We start from the raw sequence: 20769 nt of genomic DNA, 5'->3' as shown, positions 1-20769 counted from the left end.
GTTCCTAACGGGACTTCCGGCGGCTGCCCACGAACTGCAGGATCAGGCAGGCGGTGGTCACGGCGGTGACCACGACGCTGGACGAGGCGGCGATCGTCGGGTCGATCTCGACGGTCACGGAGTTGTACATCTGCACCGGCAGCGTCTGGAGCGCCGGCGAACGCAGGAAGAGCGCGATGACGACCTCGTCGAACGAGGTGACGAACGCGAACACCGCGCCGGTGACGATGCCCCGGCTGATCAGCGGCATCGTGACCCGCAGGAACGTGCGCACCGGCGGGGCGCCGAGCGAGGCCGACGCGCGGAGCAGCTTCGGGTCGAAACCACCCAGCGCGCTGGTGACCGCGACCAGCACGAACGGCACGCCGATCGCCGCGTGCGCCAGGACGTACCCGGCGAGCGTGCCGACCAGCCGCCACTGCAGGAACGAGATGTACACCGCGACCGCGATGACGATCGCCGGCGTGACGATCGAGATCATCAGCATCGTCCGGGCGAACCGGGCCAGCCGGCCCTGCAGGTTGTGCAGACCGAGCGCGGCGGCGGTGCCGATCACCGTGGCCAGCAGCGACGCCAGCAACGCGACGACGACCGAGTTGCGCAGGGCGTCGAGCCAGACCGGGTTGGTGAAGAAGTTCTCGTACAGCCCGAGCGAGAAGCCCTTCGGGGGGAACTGAAAGGTCGTCGCCCTGCTGAAGCTCATCGGGATGACGAACAGCGTCGGCAGGACGAAGTACAGCGCGACGACCCCGGTGACGAGCTTCAGCCACCACGGGACCGCGTCGACCTTCCTGGCTTTCCCGGCCGCTTTCGGGGCGGTCAGTGTCGCGGTCATCAGCGGCCCTTCTCCGGAGCGGTGGACGCGACCGCGCCGATCGCCGAGATCGTGCCGCCCACCCGGTTGGCCCAGGCCACGAGCACGAGCGAGACGACGAGCACGACCAGGCCGAGCGCGCTGGCGCCCTCGAAGTCCAGCAGCTGGGTGGTGCGCTGACCGAGCAGCTGCGCGACGAGCGACTGCTGCGGGGCGCCGACCAGCGCCGGCGTGACGTAGAAGCCCAGGCTGAGCGTGAAGACGAGGATCAGCCCGGAGACCACCCCGCCGCGGGAGAGCGGCCAGTAGATCGTCCAGAACGCCTTGACCGGGTGCGAGCCGAGCCCGCGGGCGGCCAGCAGCAGCCGGCGGTCGATGCCGGCCAGCGCGGTGTAGAGCGGGAGCACCATGAACGGCAGCAGCACCTGGCTCATCGCGATCGTGACGCCGCCGACGGTCTGGAAGAGCACGACGTCCAGCCCGAACAGCTGGAAGAACGAGTGCACCGGCCCGTTGCGCTGCAGGATGATGATCCAGGCGAAGTTGCGCGCCATGACCGACGTCCAGAACGGCACCAGGACGACGACCATGAGCACGCCGCGCATGCGTGGCCCGACCCGGGTCATCACGTACGCGTACGGGTACCCGAGCAGCAGCGCGATCACCGTCACCGCGGCGGCCGTGCCCGCGGTGCGCAGCAGCACCTTCAGCGTGACGCCGTCGGTGAACAGCGTCGTGTAGTGCTCCAGGGTGAAGTCCGGCGATCCCACGCTCGTGGCGACGCTGCGGCCCAGCGGTACCAGCAGGATCCCCGTGAGCAGGGCCAGTGCCGGGAGCACGAGCAGCCACTGCGGGCTCGGCGTGCGCCACCGCCGGGGAGGGCTCCCGCGCTGCTCGACGCTCATCTCGTCCGCCTCCTCGCGGTCGGTGTCTGAAGTTCCGACAGTGAAGCAGGCGGAAGTTCAACATGCAACCGTCGAACTCGCAATGTGAACTCAACCGACGAACGCGCATCACAAAGTGCACGTATCCGGGGCTGGACTGCCAGAACTCTTGTCCGTAGTGTGCACACGCAGTACGCGATATGAACAAACGATGGAGGCGCCCGCATGGCCACCACTGCAGAGGCATCGGCTCCGTCGGCCGCGCTGTTAAAGGTTCTCGACGGCGCGGTCGACCTGCACTGCCACTCCGGACCGAGCCCGTTCCCGCGCCGGCTCGACCACGTGGAAGCCTCGTACGACGGGGCGCGCATCAACATGCGCGCGATCCTGGTCAAGTCGCACCACCACAACACGGCCATGGACGTCCTGGCCATGAAGACGCAGCTCAAGGACGCTCCGACGCCGGTCTACGGCGGCGTCGCGCTCAACTCCGAGGTCGGCGGCATCAACCCGTCGGCCACCGCGCTGGCGATCAACATGGGCGGGCGCTGCGTCTGGGGCCCGACGGTCTCGGCCGGCCAGCACATCTGCGCGCACAGCGACGGCGACGGGTTCCCCAGCGCCGGCGGTGAGCTGTACGAGAAGGAAGTCTCGATCTACGACGAGTCGGGCGAGATCAGCGCCGACACCCGCCTGGTGCTCAAGCTGGTCGCCGACGCCGGGATCATGCTCACCGGCGGCCACCTCGACGGGGACTCGATGCTGGCGTTCTTCAAGGCGGCCAGCGAGGCCGGCGTGAAGCGCATGATGCTGCACCACCCCGACTACATCGTGAACGTGAACGACGCGATCATCGAGGAGATGATCGGGCTCGGCGTCTTCGTCGAACACGACCTCGCGATGTACAACCCCGAGGTGAAGGCCGTCGGCTGGCCGACCGAGAAGCTCGTGAACTGGATCCGCACGATCGGGCCCGAGCACACCGTGATCAACTCCGACCTCGGTCAGAAGGGCAACCCGCTGCCCGTCGACGCCTACCTGTACATGGGCCAGCAGCTGCTCGACCACGGCATCCCGGCGGCCGACATCCGCCAGATGATCTGCCGGAACACCGCCTACCTGCTCGGGCTGGAAGAGAAGCCCTGATGCGTCGCGCGTCGAAAGTCATCATCACGACCGCGGTGACCGGGTCGGTGAACGTGCCGTCCCAGAGCCCGTACCTGCCGCTCTCCGCAGCCGAGGTCGTGGCGGCGGCGGTGGAGTCGGTCGAGGCCGGGTCCGCGATCGTGCACCTGCACGCCCGCCACCCCGACGGGCGCCCGGCCTGGGAGCCGGAGATCTTCGCCGAGATCGTGCCGCCGATCGTCGCGCGCACCGGGGCCGTCATCAACATCACGACCGGCGGCTCCACCGCGATGACGATGGAGCAGCGCCTGGCCGGCGCGACGACGTTCGAACCCGAGCTGGCGTCGCTCAACATGGGTTCGATGAACTTCGTGTACTCCGGCATCGCCGACAAGGTGACCGACTGGAAGCACGACTGGGAGAAGCCGTACGTGCTCAACACGTACTCCCAGCCGTTCGTGAACTCGTTCGACCGGATCGAGAACACGCTGCGGACCCTGGGCGCGAACGGCACCCGGTTCGAGTACGAGTGCTACGACATCGGGCACCTCTACTCGCTGGCGCACTTCGTGGACCGCGGGCTGGCCCCCACACCCCTGTTGATCCAGGGGGTGTTCGGGATCCTCGGTGGGATCGGCGCCGACCACGAGAACCTCGAACACATGGTGCGGATCGCGGACAAGCTCTTCGGCGACGACTACTACTTCTCGGCGTTCGCGGCCGGCCGCGACCAGATGACGTTCGGCACGCACAGCGCCTGGCTCGGTGGCAACGTGCGGGTCGGGCTCGAGGACAGTCTCTGGATCGGCAAGGGAAAGCTGGCGACGAGCAACGCCGAGCAGGTGCGCAAGATCCGGGCCGTGGTGGAGGACCTCGGCCGGGAGATCGCCACCCCCGACGAGGCACGTTCGATGCTGGCGCTCCGAGGCTCGGAAAGGACATCTTCATGACCACGTACGCGGCGGACGACATCCGCTCGAAGCTCGCGGCGGCGGCCCCGGCACGCACGGTCGACCCGTCGACGCCGATCAAGAACTCGCAGTGGATCGAGTTCCTCTCGCGGGATCCGAGCGAGACCGCGCCGAACGGCAGCCGCACCTGGCTGGCCCGGGCGTCGAACCTGGTGATCGCCTACACCGACGCGAAAGCCGGCGACGTGTTCGCCCGCACCGGGCAGCCCGACGAGTACGCGGTGCTGCTGTACTCCGACAGCGCGCCGGTGACGGTCACCGCGGGCGAGGCCACCGAGTCGATCGCCGAGGAGGCGTTCGTCGTGGTGCCCCCCGGTGACAGCGAGGTCCGGGTCGACGCGGACGGCGTCCTCATCCGGCTGTTCTCGACCGTGGCGTCCGATCTGACGTCCGCGGCGCTCAACGCCGACGCCTTCGCCGAGCCGGACCTGCGGGCGGCGCCGCTGGTTCCCTGGCCGGATCCGGTCGGCGGGTTCCGGTTGCGCGTCTACCGGCTGGTCGACACCCCGATCGCCGAGGGACGCTTCGGGCGCATCTTCCGCACCACGAACATGATGGTCAACTTCCTCGCCGAGGAGTCGGCGCCCCGGCCGGTGAAGAAGCTCTCGCCGCACCACCACGACGACTTCGAGCAGATCTCGCTCGCGGTCAAGGGCCGGTTCGTGCACCACATCCGCTACCCGTGGGGGCCGGACTCCACCCAGTGGCGCGAGGACGAGCACCGCGAGATCGCGACCCCGTCGATCTGCGTCATCCCCCCGCCCACCGTGCACACCACCCAGGGCATCGGTGAGCACCAGCAGCTGATCGACATCTTCGGCCCGCCCCGGGTCGACTTCTCGGCCAGCGGCTGGGTGTTGAACGCCGACGACTACCCGGCCCCGTGACGCGCGCCAGCCTCTTCCGCGCGGCGCTGGCGAAACCCCCGGCGCTCGGCACCTGGATCAAGATCCCGGCGATGGAGGTCGTCGAGCTGGTCGCGCTGGCCGGGTTCGACTTCGTCGTGATCGACCTCGAGCACTCGCCGGTCGACCTGGAGACCGCCTACCGGCTGATCGGCACCGCCCTGCACACCGGGGTGTCGCCGATCGTCCGGGTGCCGGGCCGCGACCAGGGCCTGATCCAGCGTGTCCTCGACTCCGGTGCCGACGGCATCATGGTGCCGCACGTCGACACCCCCGAGCAGGCCCGCGAGGTGGCCACCGCGGTGCGCTTCCCGCCGCGCGGGACCCGGGGCGTCGGCTCCACCAGCCGCGCCGGGCAGTGGGGCGCCCTGCCCCGCGCCGAGTACCTGCGCTACGGCCAGGAGGAGGTCGTCGTCATCGCGCAGATCGAGAGCGCCGAGGGCGTGCGCAACGCGGGCGCGATCGCCGCGACCGACGGCATCGACGCGCTGCTCGTCGGCGCGGCCGACCTGTCGGTGAGCGAGGGCCGCGCCGACGTCGCCGACCTGGTCGCCGACGTCGTCGACGCCGCGCGCGCCGCGCACGTGCCGGTCGGCAACGCGGGCGGGGCCACCGCCGACGCGGTGCGCTACGCCGTCGACACCGGCTTCACGTTCACCCTGCTCAGCAACGACGGCAGCCTGCTCGGTGCCGCCGCGCGCGCCGCCGTCCAGGCCGGCCGCTCGGTCGCGGACCCCGGCGCGGCCGCCTCGACCACACGGAGGACAGATGCCTGACCTCGACGGGAAAGTCGTCCTCGTCGTCGGGGCGAGCGCGGGGATCGGCGCCGACGCCGCCCGCGTGTTCGCCGCCGACGGCGCGAAGCTCATGCTGGTGGCCCGCACCGAGGGCCCGCTCGCGGAGCTGGCCGCCGAGCTCGAGAAGGACGGGCACGACGTCGCGTACACCACCGGCGACGTGGCGAACGCGGCCGACGTCGCGCGGTTCGTCGACGCGACCGTCGACCGCTTCGGCCGCCTCGACGGCGCGTTCAACAACGCCGCGATGACCCAGGCCGGCCGCCTCGACCAGGTTCCGGAGGAGGAGTTCGACCGGATCATGGCGGTGAACGTACGCGGTACGTGGCTGTGCATCCGTGAAGAGGTGCGCGCGCTCGAGGACCACGGCTCGATCGTGAACATGAGCAGCATCGGCGGCCTGCGCGGCAGCTCCGGCATGGGCGCCTACCAGGCCAGCAAGCACGCGGTGATCGGCCTGACCCGCACCGCGGCGCACGACTTCGGCCCGCTCGGCATCCGGGTGAACGTGATCGCGCCCGGCCCCACCGAGTCGCCGATGCTCGACGCGACCCGCCGGGCGATCCCCGGCGGCGTCGAGGAGCGCATCGCGAAGACGCCGCTGCGCAAGGCCGGCACCGGGGCCGAGGTCGGCGCGACCGCGTCGTTCCTGCTCAGCGACCGCGCGAGCCATCTCTCGGGCGTGATCCTGCCGGTGGACGGAGGCTTCGTTGCCTGAGCTCGGCACGTTACGACTCCCGGACCGCGTGCACTTCGGCTACGACGCCCGGGAACAGCTCCCGGAGATCGTGCGCGTCTACGGCCGCCGCGTCCTCGCCGTCGTCGACCCGTTCCTGACCGGCACCCCGTACCTGGCCGCGGCCGTCGGCGGGCTGGAGGCGGCGGGGGTCCAGGTCAGGGTCTACTCCGACGTCACGCCGGAACTGCCCGTCGACACGCTCGACGCCGCCGGTGCGGTCGCCCGCGAGTACGGTCCGGACGTCATCGTCGCGATCGGCGGCGGCAGCGCGCTCGACGCCGCGAAGCTCATCGCGCTGCTCGCGGCCTACGGCGGGCCGCTGAACAGCTACTACGGCGAGAACCTGGTGCCCGGGCCGGTCGTGCCGATCGTCGCGCTGCCGACCACCGCGGGCACCGGGTCGGAGGTGACGCCGGTCGCGGTGGTCTCCGACCCCGACCGCGAGCTCAAGGTGGGCATCTCCAGCCCGTTCCTGGTGCCGGCGGCGGCGATCGTCGACCCGGAGCTCACGCTCGGTTCGCCCGCGACCGTCACCGCGTACTCGGGCATCGACGCGCTCGTGCACGCGGTGGAGTCCTACACCGCCCGGGCGTTCGATCCCGGCTGGGCCGCCCCGCTGCCGGTCTTCACCGGCCGGAACGCGCTGATCGAGCCGATCGCGCTGCAGGCCGCGCGGCACCTCGGGCCGTGGCTGGAGGTCGCGGTCGCCTCTCCGGGCGACCGGCGGGCGCGCAGCGAGGTGGCCCGCGGCTCCCTGCTCGGCGGCATCGCGTTCGGCTCCACCGGAACGCACCTCTGCCACGCGCTGCAGTACCCGATCGGCGCGCTCACCAAGACCCCGCACGGCCTGGGCACCGGTCTGATGCTCCCGTACGTGCTCGACGCGGTCCGCCCGGCCGTCCCGGACCGGGTCGCCGCACTGGGCGAGGCCCTCGGCGCGCCGGACGGGCCGATCGCGCGGGTCGTCGAGATCAACCGGGCGATCGGCGTACCGGCCACGCTCGCGGAGATCGGGCTGGGACGCGACCAGCTGCCACGGATCGCGGACCTGGCGCTGGGCGCCCAGCGGCTGCTCGCGATCGCCCCGATCGAGCCGACCCGCGAGGCCCTGCTCGACATCCTCGAACGAGCCCACGACGGAGCGCTGACAGTATGAGGCTCTACCCCGACCAGGAGGTTGCCCCGTGATCACTGACCTCTTCATCGACGGCGAATGGCGTCCGGGCTCCGACGGCACGCGCTTCGACGTCATCGACCCCGCCGACCTGTCGGTCGTCGCGCAGTTCGCGGTCGCGTCGGAGCAGGACTGCATGGACGCGGTGGACGCGGCCGCCGCCGCCCAGCCCTCGTGGGCCGCGACCGCGCCGCGTGAGCGCAGCGAGCTGCTGCGCACGGCGTACCAGATCCTCACCGACGAGGTCGAGGTCTTCGCCGAGATCATGGTCAGGGAGAACGGCAAGTCCTGGTCGGACGCGATGGGCGAGGCCGGCTACGCCAAGGAGTTCTTCCGCTGGTTCGCCGAAGAGGCCGTGCGGGTGCCCGGCGACTACCGGCTCTCCCCGGCCGGCGACAAGCGCATCATCGTCGACCGGTCGCCGATCGGGGTGTCGCTGCTGATCACCCCGTGGAACTTCCCGGCCGCGATGGCGACGCGCAAACTCGCCCCGGCGCTGGCCGCCGGCTGCACCACGATCCTCAAGCCCGCCCGCGAGACCCCGCTGACCGCGGCCTACGTCGTGGACGTGCTGCGCCGGGCGGGCGTGCCGGCCGGGGTCGTCAACCTGGTCACGCCGGTGCCGACCGGGCCGCTGGTCAAGGCCATGATCGACCGGCCCGAGGTGCGCAAGCTCAGCTTCACCGGCTCCACCGAGGTGGGCCGTGACCTGCTGCACGCGTGCGCGGACAGCATCGTGAGCACGTCGATGGAGCTCGGCGGCAACGCCCCGCTGATCGTGCTGCCCGGCGCCGACCTGCCCACGGCGGTGGAGGGCGCGCTGCTGGCGAAGATGCGTAACGGCGGCTCGGCCTGCACCGCGGCCAACCGCTTCTACGTCCACGACTCGGTGCACGACGAGTTCGTCGAGCTGATGACCGACGCGCTGGCGAAGGTGAAGGTCGGCTCCGGTCTCGACCGGGCCAACGGCCTCGGCGCGCTGGTGTCGGTGGCCGAGCGGGACAAGGTCGCCGCCCTGGTGGCCGGCGCGGTCGACGACGGCGCGACGCTGAAGCTGGGCGGCAACGCGTCGGAGCAGGGTGCGTTCTACGACGCCACGCTGCTCACCGGCGTCACGCACGGCTCGACGATCACGACCACCGAGATCTTCGGCCCGGTCACCGCGATCGTGCGCTTCGACGACGTCGACGCGGCCGTCCGGATGGCGAACGACACCGAGTACGGGCTGATGGCGTACGTGTTCGGCGAGGAGCGCGCGGCCGTCGCGGTGGCCCGCCGCCTCGAGGCCGGCATGGTCGCGGTCAACCGGGGCGTCGTCAGCGACCCGGCCGCCCCCTTCGGCGGCGTGAAACAGAGCGGCCTGGGCCGCGAGGGCAGCTCCGAGGGCATCCTCGAGTTCCTCGAGGAGAAGTACATCGCCCTGACCGCGTGATTCGATACCCCGTATGGGGGAGTTCGACGGGTTCGACGCCGGGGTGACCGCGTGGTTCGAAGGCCTGGAGGCCGACAACTCGCGGGAGTACTTCGCCGCGCACAAGGCGTATTACGAACAGCAGGTTCGCGGGCAGTTCACGGCGCTGCTCGCGGACCTCGCGGCGGAGCTCGGCGGGGAGACCACGGTGTTCCGGCAGCACCGGGACGTGCGGTTCTCGGCCGACAAATCGCCGTACAAAACGCGGACGTACGGGGTGCTGAGCGGGTCGTCGCTCAGCCCGGCCGGGTTGTTCGCCGGGGTCTCGGCCGACGGGCTCGCCGCCGGTGCCGGGTACTGGCGGATGGCCCGCGACCAGCTCGCCCGGTACCGCGCGGCGGCGGACGACGACCTCGCCGCACGCATCGCCGACGCCGAGGGCGCGGGGCTGGAACAGTGGAGCCAGGGTGTGGCGACCGCGCCGCGGGGCGTCCCGCGGGACCATCCCCGCATCGCGCTGCTCCGGCTCACCAGCATCACGCTCGGGCGGCGGCTCCCGGTCGGCGGCGGCGTCGGCGCCGAGGAGGGCCGCGCGTTCGTCCGCGACACCTGGCGGACCGCCTCGCCGGTGGTCCGCTGGCTCGACGAGCACGTGGGCCCCAGCACCGAGCCGCCGCCCCGGCGTCGATGAGGCCGCCCCGGCGGCGATGAGACGCGGCTCCGGCGGCGATGAGACGCGGCTCTGGCGGCGATGAGACGCGGCTCTGGCGGCGATGAGACGCGGCTCTGGCGGCGATGAGACGCGGCTCTGGCGGCGATGAGACGCGGCCCCGACGGCGATGACGCGGCTCCGGCGGGGATAGCGCAATCGCGGGGACGAGGCGCGCAACGGCGGGGAAGGCGACCGCGCCGCCGCGGGGCACCAGCGGTGCATGACAAGAACAGCCCTGGTCACCGGAGGATCCGGCGGCATCGGACGCGCGGTCGCGCAGCGTCTGGCCGCCGACGGAATGAACGTGCTCGTGCACTACGCGGGCAACCCGCGCCGCGCCGACGAGGCCGTGGACGCGATTCGGGAAGCGGGCGGCACCGCCACCGCCGCCCAGGCCGACGTCGCCGAGGAGACCGAGGTCGCCGCGCTCTTCGAGACCGCCGAGCGCGAGTACGGCGGCGTCGACGTCGTCGTCCACACCGCCGGGATCATGATCCTCGCCCCGCTCGCCGAACTGAAACTCGACGACCTCGACCGCATGCACCGCATCAACATCCGGGGCACGTTCGTCGTCAACCAGCAGGCCGTGCAGCGGGTCCGCGGCGGCGGCGCGATCATCAACTTCTCCACCTCGGTCGTCAAGCTCGCGCTCCCCACCTACTCGGCCTACGCGGCCTCGAAGGGCGCGGTCGACGCGCTCACGCCGGTACTGGCCCGCGAACTACGCGGCCGCGACGTCACCGTGAACGCGGTCGCGCCCGGCCCCACCGCGACGCCGCTGTTCCTGGACGGCAAGGACGAGTCGACGATCGAGAAACTGGCGAAACAACCACCGCTGGAGCGTCTCGGGGTGCCCGACGACATCGCCGAGGCCGTGGCGTTCCTCGCCGGCCCGGCTCGCTGGGTGAACGGCCAGACCATCTATGTGAACGGAGGAATCGCCTGATGAGCCGGATCCTGATCACCGGGGCCTCCAGCGGCTTCGGCGCGATGACCGCGAAGGCGCTCGCCGACGCCGGGCACACCGTGTACGCCGGGATGCGCGACGTCGCCGGCCGGAACAAGGAGGCCGCGGCGAAGGCCGGCGCATACGCGCACGTCGTCGAGATGGACGTCTCCGACCAGGCCTCGGTGGACGCCGCGGTGAAGCAGGCCGGCGAGCTGGACGTCGTCGTGCACAACGCCGGTCACATGGTGCTCGGGCCGACCGAGGCGTTCACGCCCGAGCAGCTCGCCGAGGTGTACGACACGAACGTCCTGTCCACCCAGCGGGTCAACCGGGCCGTGCTGCCGGGGCTGCGTGCGCGCGGCGACGGGCTGCTGATCTGGGTCGGCTCGAGCAGCACCCGCGGCGGCACCCCGCCCTACCTGGCGCCGTACTTCGCGGCCAAGGCGGCCGAGGACGCCCTCGCGGTGAGCTACGCCGCCGAGCTCGCCCGCTTCGGCATCGACACGACGATCGTCGTGCCCGGTTCGTTCACCACCGGCACGAACCACTTCGCGCACGCCGGGCACGCGTCCGACGAGGAGGTCGTCGCGGCCTACGACGAGCGGTACGCGGGCCTGCTCGACCAGGTGTCGCAGAAGCTCGCCGCGCTCGCCCCACCGGACGCCGACCCCGAGGAGGTGGCGCGCCAGATCGTCCGCGTCGTCGGGCTGCCGAAGGGGCAGCGGCCGTTCCGGGTGCACATCGACCCGGCGAACGACGGCGCCGAGGAGGTCAACGCGGTGGGCGACCGGGTGCGCTCGGAGTTCTACGAGCGCGTCGGCTTGTCCGACCTCCTGTCGCCGCGCCGGTAGTCGGTGGGGGAGACGCCGAACTCGCGCCGGAACGCGGTGGCGAACTGGCCCGGGCTGCGGTAGCCGCACACGAGCGCGATGCGCTGCACGGACTCCGGGCCGGCCAGGAGGTCCGCGCCGCGGCGCAGACGCAGGCGGCGCAGATAGCGGTGGGGTGTGTCGCCGGTCGCGCGGGTGAACAGTCGGACGAAGTGGAACTTGCTGACGTTCGCCTGCGCGGCCAGCGCGTCCAGCGACACGTCGTCGGACAGATGCGCACGCATGTACTCGACGACGCGGTCGACCTGCCTGCGGCCCAGCGGGCCGGGGTCGCGCCGGGGCGGCGCGGCGAGCTGCACCGCCAGCGCCTGCGCCATCGTGTCGGCGTAGAGCGCGTCCGCGTCGCGCCACACGGCGTCCCCCAGCGCGGTGGCGAGCGCGCTGACCAGCGGGTCGTCGGTGACGAGCGCGTCCGGCAGTCCGGTCGCACCCTCGAACAGCGACGGGCGCAGCCGGATGTGGACCGACTCCATCGGATCCGGCCGCAGCGCCTCCCAGCGCAGCTCGGACGTGTTGCCCGGCGCGGTCAGGCCGACCGAGCCGGGGTGGTAGGTGGTCCGCCCGGACGCGCTCTCGATCGTGTAGTGGCCGCTCAGCACGGCCACGACGAGCAGATCGTCGGACGCGGCCGTGCGGAACGGCGCGGCGACCGGCGGATCGAGGTACAGCGCGGCGGACACCGTGTTCCAGTCGCTCGATCGCAGTAATCGCGAGGGCAGGGTCACGCCTGTTCCGTGTCTCGGTGGGCGGTTACCTAAACGCCGTGTCGGCTGAGTAAACTTCGGTTAACTGAGCTGGACGGAGCGGGAATGGAGCTCGCCGAGCCCACGCGGCGGAGCATGCAGAAGGCCGACCGGCGTCGGCAGCTGTTGCGTGCCGGCGCGGAGCTGATCGCCGAGCGCGGGTTCCCCGGTGTGCGCCTGGAGGACCTGGGCGCCGCCGTCGGCATCAGCGGCCCGGCCGTCTACCGCCACTTCGCGAGCAAGGAAGCCCTGCTCGTCGAGATCATGGTCGGCATCAGCGACCGGCTGCTGCGTGGCGGGCACGCGGTCGTCGTCGACGCGAGCACGCCGGACGAGGCGCTGCACGGGCTGGTCGACTTCCACCTCGACTTCGCGTTCGGTGAGCCGGAGCTGATCCGCATCCAGGACCGCGACCTCACCGCGCTGCCGGCCGACGCGCTGCACCGGGTGCGCCAGACCCAGCGCACCTACGTCGAGCTGTGGGTGACGGTGCTCTGCGCGGTGCGCCCCGGCCTGGCCGAGGACGACGCCAGGGTGCAGGCGCACGCCGTCTTCGGCCTGATCAACTCGACGCCCTACAGCGCGGCGGCGGCGCCGCCCGGCCGTTCCCGGGAGATCCTCCGGGGGATGGCGCTGGCCGCTACGCTGGCTTCAGTTAATGACGACTAACTGAGGGAGCCTCCGGTGACCGACTTGTTGACCGAGGAGTATCGCGACCTCGCGCTCGCGGTCCGGGACTTCGCCCAGAAGGTGGTCGCTCCGGTGGCCGCCAAGCACGACGCCGAGCATTCGTTCCCGTACGAGGTCGTGGCGGGCATGGCCGAGATGGGGCTGTTCGGCCTGCCGTTCCCCGAGGAGTACGGCGGCCAGGGCGGCGACTACTTCTCGCTCTGCCTCGCGTTGGAGGAGCTCGGCAAGGTCGACCAGAGCGTCGCGATCACGCTCGAAGCCGGGGTGTCGCTCGGCGCGATGCCGGTGTTCCGGTTCGGGAACGCGTCCCAGAAGGACGCGTGGCTGCCGTCGTTGACGTCCGGGCGCGCACTGGCCGCGTTCGGCCTGACCGAGGCCGGGGCCGGCAGCGACGCGTCCGGCACGCGCACGACCGCGCGCCTCGACGGCGACTCGTGGGTGGTCAACGGCTCCAAGCAGTTCATCACGAACTCCGGCACCGACATCACGTCGCTGGTCACCGTCACCGCCGTGACCGGGCCGAAGGAGATCTCGACGATCCTGGTGCCGACCTCGACGCCCGGCTTCCGCGCCGAGCCCGCCTACGACAAGGTCGGCTGGAACGCCTCCGACACCCACCCGCTCTCGTTCGACGACGTCCGGGTGCCGGCCGAGAACCTCCTCGGCGAACGCGGCCGGGGCTACGCCAACTTCCTGCGCATCCTCGACGAGGGGCGCATCGCGATCGCGGCGCTGGCCACCGGGGCCGCGCAGGGCTGTGTCGACGAGTCGGTGCGGTACGCGAAGGAGCGGGTGGCGTTCGGTTCGCCGATCGGACGGCACCAGGCGATCGCGTTCAAGATCGCGCGGATGGAGGCGCGGGCGTACACCGCCCGGGTCGCGTACTACGACGCGGCCGCGCGGATGCTGGCCGGGAAGCCGTTCAAGAAGCAGGCGTCGATCGCCAAGCTGGTCGCGAGCGAGGCGGCCATGGACAACGCACGTGACGCCACCCAGATCCACGGCGGCTACGGCTTCATGAACGAGTACGCGGTGGCCCGGCACTACCGCGACAGCAAGATCCTGGAGATCGGCGAGGGCACCACCGAGGTGCAGCTCATGCTCATCGCGCGGGAGGCCGGCCTGTGAGGCGGGAAGTCCAGCGGGGCCTGTGGTTCGAGGAGTTCGAGACCGACGTCGTCTACGACCACCGCCCCGGCCGGACGATCACCGAGGCCGACAACGTGCTGTTCACGACGCTGACGATGAACACCCAGGCGCTGCACCTGGACGCGGCGTTCGCCGAGGGCACCGCGTTCGGGCAGCGCCTGGTGAACTCGATGTTCACGCTCTCGACGCTGGTCGGGCTGTCGGTGGCGCAGCTGACCCAGGGCACGATCGTGGCCAACCTCGGCTTCGGCGCGGTGGCGTTCCCCAAGCCGCTCTTCCACGGCGACACGCTCTACGCCTCGACGGTGATCACCGACTTGCGCGAGTCGAGGAGCCGCCCCGGCGAGGGCATCGTCACCTTCGAACACACCGGCCGCAACCAGCACGACGACGTCGTCGCCACCGCGGTACGCACCACCCTGGTCCGCAAGCGCCCCCCGGCCGAGTACACCTAGGGCGTGGACGCCCACCGGGACCGGTTCCGTGACCCGCGCGGCCGGTTGACGGACTTCGCCGGGTTCGACGTGCTCGTCGTGTGCCCACGCTGCGGTGGCTGCGCGGTGAGCCGGCCGCTCCCCGGCGACGCGCCCGCGCTCGTCCGGCCGCGCCGGCTGACCTGCCCCGGCTGCGGCCGCACCGCCTCCTGGGGTGCCGGCGGTGACGGGCCCCACCGCGGCGGCGTCGTGGTCGGCGGAGACGTCGACCCGCACTTCCGGCTGCCGCTGTGGCTCCGGGACTCCTGCTGCGGTGGCCACGTCCTCTGGGCCTGGAACGCCGAGCACCTCGACGTCCTCGAGGACTACGTCGCGGCCCGGCGGCGCGAGCGCGGCACCGTCGCGGCGGGCGGCCGCACGTCGATGCTGGAGAAGCTGCCGACCTGGATGAAGACGGCCAAGAACCGCGACGAGCTGGGAAGAACCCTCCGTCGCCTCCGCGCGACGCTCCCCTGATCACCGACCCGGCCGAACATTTTTCGCCCCGTCGGTAGTGGGCCGGCTTTCCCGTTCGTCATTCGTGCGGACAACGGGAAAGGAGCCCGAACATGGACCTGGTGACCGGCGCCGAAGTAGCGGTCGCGCTGACCGTTCCAGTGGATCGTCACCACCTGTGGGACCTCGTCACCGCGATCGAGCGGATCGGCGAGTGGAGCCCCGAAACGACCGGCGCGCGCTGGTGCGACCCCGCCACCGGCCCGGCGGAATTCGCCCGCTTCGTCGGCCACAACCGCTTCCCGAGCGGTCGGGAAAGTACGGTGACGTGCGTGGTCACCGAAGCCGAGCGGCCGAGCACCTTCGCCTGGCACGTCCTCGACCCCGACGGTGAGGTCGGCTCGATCTGGCGCTACGACCTGCGTGACACCGACGACCGCGGTGCCACCGCCGTGCGGCACACGTTCACGCACGGCCCCGGCACCACCGGCCTCCGCACGAGCGCCGGACAGGACCCGCGGTCGATCGACGACCGCCTGGTCAGCCTCTGCCGCATCATGACCACGACCATTGTCGCGATGGCGACCGACCGCACCCGGGGAGCACGACGATGAAGTACCTGATGCTGGTGTGCACGGACCCCGGGCACACGCCGGACGAGAACGACGGGGCGCCCGCGATCGAGGACTGGGTGGACGAGATGAACGCGCGCGGCACCCGGGTGATCGGGGACCGCACCCGGCCCGCGACCGACGCCACGACCGTGCGGGTGCGCAACCGCGAGGTGCTGCTCACCGACGGCCCGTTCGCCGAGACCAAGGACCAGATCGCCGGGTTCGACGTCCTGGACTGCGCCGACCTGGACGAGGCCATCGAGGTGGCCGCGAAGCACCCGATGGCCTGGCGCGGCCTGATCGAGCTGCGTCCGGTCTGGCCGCTGGGCGAGTGACCGACCCGGTCAACGACCGCATCGCCGCGGTCTACGCCGACGGGTGGAGCCGGATCGTGGCGACCATGATCCGGTTCACCGGCGGCGACTGGGACCTCGCCGAGGAGTGCGCCCAGGACGCGTTCGCGCAGGCACTGCGCACCTGGCCGGCCACCGGCGTCCCCGACCGGCCGCTGGCCTGGCTGACCACCACCGCGCGACGGCGCGCGATCGACCGCATCCGGCGCGCGAGCACCGAGGCCGCGAAGCTCCGGGAGGTGACCACCGTGGCGCCGGCGGCTCCCGACGGCGAGATCCCCGACGAGCGCCTCGAGCTCATGTTCACCTGCTGCCACCCGGCGCTGAACCTCGACGCGCAGGTGGCGCTGGTGCTCCGCACGGTCGCCGGGCTCGGCACGGCCGAGATCGCGCGGGCCTTCCTGGTGTCCGAGAAGACGATGGGCCAGCGCCTGTTCCGCGCCAAACAGAAGATCCGGTACGCCGGGATCCCGTTCCGGGTGCCGCCGGCCGAGGCGCTGCCGGACCGGCTCTCCGCGGTGCTGCACGTGCTGTACCTGCTCTTCAACGCCGGTTACGGCGATCCGGCCACCACCCGGCTGAGCCAGGAGGCGATCCGGCTCACCCGGGAGCTCGCCGCGCTGATGCCCGACGAGGCCGAGGTGCTCGGCGTGCTCGCGCTGATGCTGCTGCACGAGGCGCGCCGGCCCACCCGCGTCGACGCCGCCGGTGACCTGGTGACGTTGAGCGAGCAGGACCGCTCGGGCTGGGACCGGGCGCTGATCGCCGAAGGCGCCGAGGTCTGCGAGCGGGCGCTGCGCCGCGGCCGGGCCGGCCCGTTCCAGTTGCAGGCGGCGATCGCGGCCTGCCACGCCACCGCACCGACCGCCGACGCCACCGACTGGCCGCAGATCGTCGGCCTCTACACCGAGCTGGCGCGCCGGGCTCCCGGTCCGGTCACCGCGCTCAACCGCGCGGTCGCGATCGGCGAGGCCGACGGTCCCGGGGCGGCGCTGGCGCTGGTGGACACCATCGCCGGCCTCGACGACTACTATCTGCTCCACGCCACCCGCGCCGACCTGCTGCGCCGGCTGAACCGCCCGGGGGAGGCCGCCGACGCCTACCGCACGGCCCGGCGAACCGCACCCACCGACGCCGAGCGCCGTTTCCTCGACGCCCGGCTGCGTGCCCTCGGCTGACTCAGCGCGGGCCGTACGTCCGGAAGATCGGCTCGGCGATGCACACCGGCTTCGACGCGCCCTCGGCCTCGATGACCGCGGCGACCGTGAGCTGGTACCCGCCGGCGACCTCGTCGACGCTCGTGAGCGTCGCGGTGAGCCGGATCTTGGCGCCCACCGGCACCGGCGCGGGGAAACGCACCTTGTTCAGCCCGTAGTTCACGCCCATCGTGGCGTCGGTGACCGTGAGCACCTGCGACCACATCGGGATCAGCAGCGACAGCGTCAGGTACCCGTGGGCGATCGGGCCGCCGAACGGGCTCTCGGCCTTCGCGCGCTCCGGGTCGGTGTGGATCCACTGGTGGTCGCCGGTGGAGTCGGCGAACAGGTTCACCCGCTCCTGCGTGACCTCGAACCAGTCGCTGGAGCCGAGTTCCGTGCCGGCGAGCTTCGGGAGTTCGGCCACCGTGGTCGTGGTGCTCATGACTGGAGTTCCTTCCGGAGGTCGGGTTTGTAGATCTTGCCGGTAGCGGTCTTGGGCAGCGCGGGAACGAGCCGGATCTCGCGCGGCACCTTGAACCCGGCCAGCCGTTCGCGGAGCGCGTCGCGCACGGCGTCCGGAGCGGTCCCGCCGGACGCCACGACGAACGCGACGCCGACCTCACCCCACTTCTCGTCGGGGACGCCGATCACCGCGGCCTCGAGCACGCCGGGCAGCTCCAGCAACGCCGACTCGACCTCGGCGGGGTACACGTTCTCGCCGCCGGAGATGATCATGTCCTTGAAGCGGTCGCGGATGAACAGGTAACCCTCGTCGTCGATCGAGCCGGCGTCGCCGGTGTGGTACCAGCCGTTGACCAGCACCTCGGCCGTGCGCACCGGGTCGTTCCAGTACCCGGCCATGATGTTCGGACCCTGCACGACGACTTCGCCGACCTCGTCCGGTGCGGCCTCGGTGCCGTCCGGGCGGACCACGCGCAGGTCGGTGAAGAACACCGGTTTGCCGGCCGAGCCGACCTTGCGCACGGCGTCGGCCGAGTCGAGCACGGTGCAGCCCGGTGCGGCCTCGGTCATGCCGTAGCACTGCTGCATGGTGACGCCGCGGTCGAGCCAGGTGCGCAGCGTCGGCAGGGGGAGCGGTGCGCCGGCGGCCCCGATCGTGCGTAACGCGGACAGGTCCCGGGTGCGGAACCCCTCCTCGCGTGACATCGCGTCGAGCATCGTGGGGACGGCGAAGAACGACGTGACCCGCTGCTCCTCGATCACCGCGAGCGTCTCGGCCGGGTCGAAGCGGCGCACGAGCACCGCGCAGCCGCCGCGCAGGAGCGTCGGGTTCACCGTGCCGTTGAGCCCGCCGATGTGGAACAGCGGGGCCAGCGCCAGCGTGCGTTCGTCCTGCGCGAAATCCATGCCCATGAACTGGTTCACGGCGTTCCACGTCATGTTGCCGTGCGTGAGCACCGCGCCTTTCGGGCGCCCGGTGGTGCCCGAGGTGTACATGATCAGGCACGGGTCCTCGAGCGCGACGTTCAGATCGCGGAACTCGGGGTCGGTGAGCAGTTCCTCGTACGGCAGCGACTCGCCGTGCGGCGCCTCGACCGCCACCCAGTGGCGCACGTGGGTCAGCGGCCGCAGCGCGTCCGCGATGGAGCCGTGGTCCTTTCCGTGGACGACGACCGACGCGCCGGAGTGGTCGAGCACGTAGCGTGCCTCGGGCGCGGTGAGCCGCGCGTTGACCGGCACCCACACCGCCCCGAGCTGGCCGCACGCGTAGAGCGTCTCGAGCGCGGCCGGATGGTTCGTGCCGAGCCACCCGACCCGGTCGCCGGGCCGCACGCCCAGGCCGGCGAGCGCGCCCGCGACCCGCCGGATCCGGTCGGAGAACTGCCGGTGCGACGTCGTTACGCCCTCGAACCACAGCGCGTCCCGGTGCGGCGAGATCGTCCTACGCCGCTCCGGCCACGACCCGAGGCCCGCGTTACGCACGGCCCAACCCTAGGGCCTCGATCGCGTTCCGTTTCATGATCAGCGGGCGAACCTCGTCGCGGATCTCCAGCTTCTCGAAGTCGCTCACCCAGCGCTCGGGACGGATCAGCGGGTAGTCCGAGCCGAACAGCACCTGGTGCTTGAGCTGGCGGTTCGCCGCGTGCACGAGCTGCGGCGGGAAGTACTTCGGCGACCAGCCGGACAGGTCGATGTAGACGTTGGCCTTGTGGGTGGCGACCGAGATCGCCGCGTCCTGCCAGGGCACGGACGGGTGGGCCATGATGATCGTCAGGCCGGGGAAGTCCGCGGCGACGTCGTCGAGCAGCATCGGGTCGGAGTAGCGCAGCTTGATGCCGCGGCCGCCCGGCAGGCCCGCGCCGATGCCGGTCTGCCCGGTGTGGAAGAGCGCGGGGACGCCGAGCGCCTCGAGCTCCGCGTAGAGCGGGTAGACGGCCGGGTCGTTGGGCAGGAAGTTCTGGAAGCTCGGATGGAACTTGAAGCCCCGGACGCCGCGCTCCTCCACCAGCGCGCGGGCGGCGCGGATGCCGGCCTTGCCCCGTGCCGGGTCGATCGACCCGAACGGGATCAGCACGTCGGGGTGCTGGGCGGCGAGGTCGGCGATCTCGGCGTTCGACAGCGCGGGCTGACCGGTCGCGGCCTCGGCGTCGACGGTGAAGATCACCGCGGCCATGTTCAGGCGCCGGTAGTCCGCGGCGATCTCCGGCACGGTCGGGTCGTACGGCTCGCCCTTGAAGTACTTGGCGGCCGCGCCCGAGAGCTCGGGGTCCAGCGCGAGGTGCCCGTGCTGGTCGGCGTGGACGTGCACGTGCACGTCGATGGCGGTGAGCGCGTCGACGTTCACTGCGGTGCCTCGGGCAGCTGCTGCCCCACGGTCTGCTGCGAGGGCGCGAACCGGTCGGGCCAGACGTCGGCGATCGCGTCGGCCGACCAGCCGGTGCCGTCGGCGAACTCGACCACGGCCTCGGTGGGGTGGCTCCAGAGCGCGAGGCGGTCGCCGCCGATGCCGATCGCCTGACCGGTGATGCCCTCGGCGGCGTCGGAGGCCAGGAACGCGATCAGCCCGGCGGCGTCCTCCGGGGTGCCGAAGCCGAGCTCGCGCCGGGCGAACGGGGGCAGCTCCTCGCCGTTGCGCAGCGCCTCGATGTACGGCTTGACGAACGGCAGCGTCTCGGTCATCGCGGTCGCGGCCACCGGCACCACCGCGTTGACGGTGATGCGTGCGCGGGCCAGCTCCATCGCCCAGGTGCGCACCATGCCGACGATGCCGGCCTTCGCGGCGGCGTAGTTCGTCTGCCCGAAGTTGCCGACCTGGCCGGTGGGGGAGCCGATGCAGATGATCCGGCCGCCCTCGCCCTGCTCGCGCAGGCGCACCGCCGCGGCGCGGGTGCAGGTGAACGTGCCGCGCAGATGGGTGGTGATGACGTCGTCGAACTGCTGGTCGGTCATCTTCCAGAGCGTGGTGTCGCGCAGGATCCCGGCGTTGTTCACCAGGACGTCGAGGCGGCCGAACTCGCCGACGGCGCGGTCGACCAGCGCCTGCGCGGCCTCGCTCGTGCCCACCGGGACGACCTCCGCGACCGCGGTGCCGCCGATCGACTTCACGGCGGCCTCGGCCACCGCGGCGTCCACGTCGTTGACGACGACCTTCGCGCCGTGGGCGGCCAGCCGCTGGGCGTAGGCCAGCCCCAGGCCCCGTCCACTACCGGTGACGATCGCTACCTTGCCGGACAGATCCATGGGGCCACGCTAGAGTCAA

24 protein-coding genes are annotated in these 20769 nt (G+C 71.7%); 17 read left to right on the top strand and 7 right to left on the bottom strand.

The features are described from left to right. Window positions 1-4: 4 nt before the first annotated feature. The gene (locus ABD437_RS20745; protein ID WP_344650540.1) at window positions 5-835 is read right to left on the bottom strand and encodes an ABC transporter permease; all 831 of its coding nucleotides are present in this window, start codon (window positions 833-835) and stop codon (window positions 5-7) included. Further along, window positions 835-1719 carry an ABC transporter permease gene (locus tag ABD437_RS20740; RefSeq protein WP_344650539.1) on the bottom strand — a complete coding sequence of 295 codons (885 nt, stop codon included), beginning with the start codon at window positions 1717-1719 and terminating at the stop codon, window positions 835-837. Before ABD437_RS20740 ends, ABD437_RS20745 begins: the two co-directional genes overlap by 1 nt. 204 nt (window positions 1720-1923) lie before the next feature. On the opposite strand from ABD437_RS20740, the gene ABD437_RS20735 reads away from it, so the two are divergent. The 10 genes from ABD437_RS20735 to ABD437_RS20690 all read left to right on the top strand — a co-directional run bounded on the left by ABD437_RS20735 (window position 1924) and on the right by ABD437_RS20690 (window position 11332). Then, the gene (locus ABD437_RS20735) at window positions 1924-2844 is read left to right on the top strand and encodes a DUF6282 family protein (protein ID WP_344650538.1); all 921 of its coding nucleotides are present in this window, start codon (window positions 1924-1926) and stop codon (window positions 2842-2844) included. Then, window positions 2844-3773 (top strand): 3,5-dioxohexanoate:acetyl-CoA acetone transferase, encoded by a 930-nt coding sequence (gene kce, locus ABD437_RS20730; RefSeq protein WP_344650537.1) that lies wholly within the window; start codon window positions 2844-2846, stop codon window positions 3771-3773. The genes ABD437_RS20735 and kce overlap by 1 nt, the downstream gene beginning before the upstream one ends. Further along, window positions 3770-4681, top strand: a complete 912-nt coding sequence (locus tag ABD437_RS20725) for a cupin domain-containing protein (RefSeq protein WP_344650536.1) — start codon at window positions 3770-3772, stop codon at window positions 4679-4681. Before kce ends, ABD437_RS20725 begins: the two co-directional genes overlap by 4 nt. Continuing rightward, the gene (locus ABD437_RS20720; RefSeq protein WP_344650535.1) at window positions 4678-5475 is read left to right on the top strand and encodes an HpcH/HpaI aldolase family protein; all 798 of its coding nucleotides are present in this window, start codon (window positions 4678-4680) and stop codon (window positions 5473-5475) included. The genes ABD437_RS20725 and ABD437_RS20720 overlap by 4 nt, the downstream gene beginning before the upstream one ends. Further along, entirely contained in the window at window positions 5468-6214 is a 747-nt protein-coding gene (locus tag ABD437_RS20715) for an SDR family NAD(P)-dependent oxidoreductase (protein WP_344650534.1), read from the top strand. Before ABD437_RS20720 ends, ABD437_RS20715 begins: the two co-directional genes overlap by 8 nt. Further along, complete coding sequence (locus tag ABD437_RS20710; RefSeq protein ID WP_344650533.1) at window positions 6207-7391, top strand: iron-containing alcohol dehydrogenase; 1185 nt, start codon at window positions 6207-6209, stop codon at window positions 7389-7391. The genes ABD437_RS20715 and ABD437_RS20710 overlap by 8 nt, the downstream gene beginning before the upstream one ends. Window positions 7392-7419: 28 nt before the next feature. Further along, entirely contained in the window at window positions 7420-8841 is a 1422-nt protein-coding gene (locus tag ABD437_RS20705; RefSeq protein ID WP_344650532.1) for an NAD-dependent succinate-semialdehyde dehydrogenase, read from the top strand. 13 nt (window positions 8842-8854) lie between these two features. Further along, window positions 8855-9511, top strand: coding sequence for a DUF2461 family protein (locus ABD437_RS20700; RefSeq protein WP_344650531.1), 657 nt, complete (start codon window positions 8855-8857; stop codon window positions 9509-9511). 241 nt (window positions 9512-9752) lie between these two features. Next, a complete protein-coding gene (locus ABD437_RS20695; RefSeq protein ID WP_344650530.1) occupies window positions 9753-10478 on the top strand; it encodes an SDR family oxidoreductase in 726 nt (241 codons plus the stop codon). Then, complete coding sequence (locus tag ABD437_RS20690; protein WP_344650529.1) at window positions 10478-11332, top strand: SDR family oxidoreductase; 855 nt, start codon at window positions 10478-10480, stop codon at window positions 11330-11332. Before ABD437_RS20695 ends, ABD437_RS20690 begins: the two co-directional genes overlap by 1 nt. Here ABD437_RS20690 and ABD437_RS20685 read toward each other — a convergent pair. After that, the gene (locus tag ABD437_RS20685) at window positions 11287-12096 is read right to left on the bottom strand and encodes an AraC family transcriptional regulator (RefSeq protein WP_344650528.1); all 810 of its coding nucleotides are present in this window, start codon (window positions 12094-12096) and stop codon (window positions 11287-11289) included. The two genes, ABD437_RS20690 and ABD437_RS20685, sit on opposite strands and share 46 nt — an antisense overlap. Before the next feature lie 84 nt (window positions 12097-12180). Here ABD437_RS20685 and ABD437_RS20680 point away from each other — a divergent pair, with 84 nt between their 5' ends. The 7 genes from ABD437_RS20680 to ABD437_RS20650 all read left to right on the top strand — a co-directional run bounded on the left by ABD437_RS20680 (window position 12181) and on the right by ABD437_RS20650 (window position 17027). Beyond that, complete coding sequence (locus tag ABD437_RS20680) at window positions 12181-12783, top strand: SACE_7040 family transcriptional regulator (protein ID WP_344650527.1); 603 nt, start codon at window positions 12181-12183, stop codon at window positions 12781-12783. A gap of 15 nt (window positions 12784-12798) precedes the next feature. Further along, window positions 12799-13932, top strand: coding sequence for an acyl-CoA dehydrogenase family protein (locus ABD437_RS20675; protein WP_344650526.1), 1134 nt, complete (start codon window positions 12799-12801; stop codon window positions 13930-13932). Further along, complete coding sequence (locus ABD437_RS20670) at window positions 13929-14408, top strand: MaoC family dehydratase (RefSeq protein WP_344650525.1); 480 nt, start codon at window positions 13929-13931, stop codon at window positions 14406-14408. The genes ABD437_RS20675 and ABD437_RS20670 overlap by 4 nt, the downstream gene beginning before the upstream one ends. A gap of 3 nt (window positions 14409-14411) precedes the next feature. After that, entirely contained in the window at window positions 14412-14903 is a 492-nt protein-coding gene (locus ABD437_RS20665) for a TFIIB-type zinc ribbon-containing protein (protein WP_344650524.1), read from the top strand. Between the two features lie 92 nt (window positions 14904-14995). Continuing rightward, a complete protein-coding gene (locus ABD437_RS20660; protein WP_344650523.1) occupies window positions 14996-15496 on the top strand; it encodes an SRPBCC family protein in 501 nt (166 codons plus the stop codon). Next, window positions 15493-15831 carry a YciI family protein gene (locus ABD437_RS20655; RefSeq protein ID WP_344650522.1) on the top strand — a complete coding sequence of 113 codons (339 nt, stop codon included), beginning with the start codon at window positions 15493-15495 and terminating at the stop codon, window positions 15829-15831. Before ABD437_RS20660 ends, ABD437_RS20655 begins: the two co-directional genes overlap by 4 nt. Before the next feature lie 65 nt (window positions 15832-15896). Next, complete coding sequence (locus ABD437_RS20650; protein ID WP_425558199.1) at window positions 15897-17027, top strand: RNA polymerase sigma factor; 1131 nt, start codon at window positions 15897-15899, stop codon at window positions 17025-17027. A gap of 1 nt (window position 17028) precedes the next feature. On the opposite strand, the gene ABD437_RS20645 is transcribed toward ABD437_RS20650, so the two are convergent. Genes ABD437_RS20645 through ABD437_RS20630 form a run of 4 tightly spaced genes read right to left on the bottom strand, consistent with a single transcriptional unit; the run spans window position 17029 to window position 20750 of the window. Continuing rightward, window positions 17029-17490, bottom strand: coding sequence for a MaoC family dehydratase (locus ABD437_RS20645; protein WP_344650520.1), 462 nt, complete (start codon window positions 17488-17490; stop codon window positions 17029-17031). Next, entirely contained in the window at window positions 17487-18992 is a 1506-nt protein-coding gene (locus ABD437_RS20640; protein WP_344650519.1) for an acyl-CoA synthetase, read from the bottom strand. Before ABD437_RS20640 ends, ABD437_RS20645 begins: the two co-directional genes overlap by 4 nt. Continuing rightward, on the bottom strand, window positions 18985-19854 hold the full coding sequence (locus tag ABD437_RS20635) for an amidohydrolase family protein (protein WP_344650518.1): 870 nt from the start codon (window positions 19852-19854) through the stop codon (window positions 18985-18987). The genes ABD437_RS20640 and ABD437_RS20635 overlap by 8 nt, the downstream gene beginning before the upstream one ends. Then, on the bottom strand, window positions 19851-20750 hold the full coding sequence (locus tag ABD437_RS20630) for an SDR family oxidoreductase (protein WP_344650517.1): 900 nt from the start codon (window positions 20748-20750) through the stop codon (window positions 19851-19853). Before ABD437_RS20630 ends, ABD437_RS20635 begins: the two co-directional genes overlap by 4 nt. Window positions 20751-20769: the final 19 nt, after the last annotated feature.

Origin of the sequence: Cryptosporangium japonicum (genome assembly GCF_039524755.1) — a bacterium.
In the GTDB taxonomy this organism is placed as follows: Bacteria; Actinomycetota; Actinomycetes; order Mycobacteriales; family Cryptosporangiaceae; genus Cryptosporangium; species Cryptosporangium japonicum.
The sequence above is the reverse complement of the archived record's forward strand: the minus strand, read 5'-3'. Positions and strand labels throughout refer to the sequence as shown.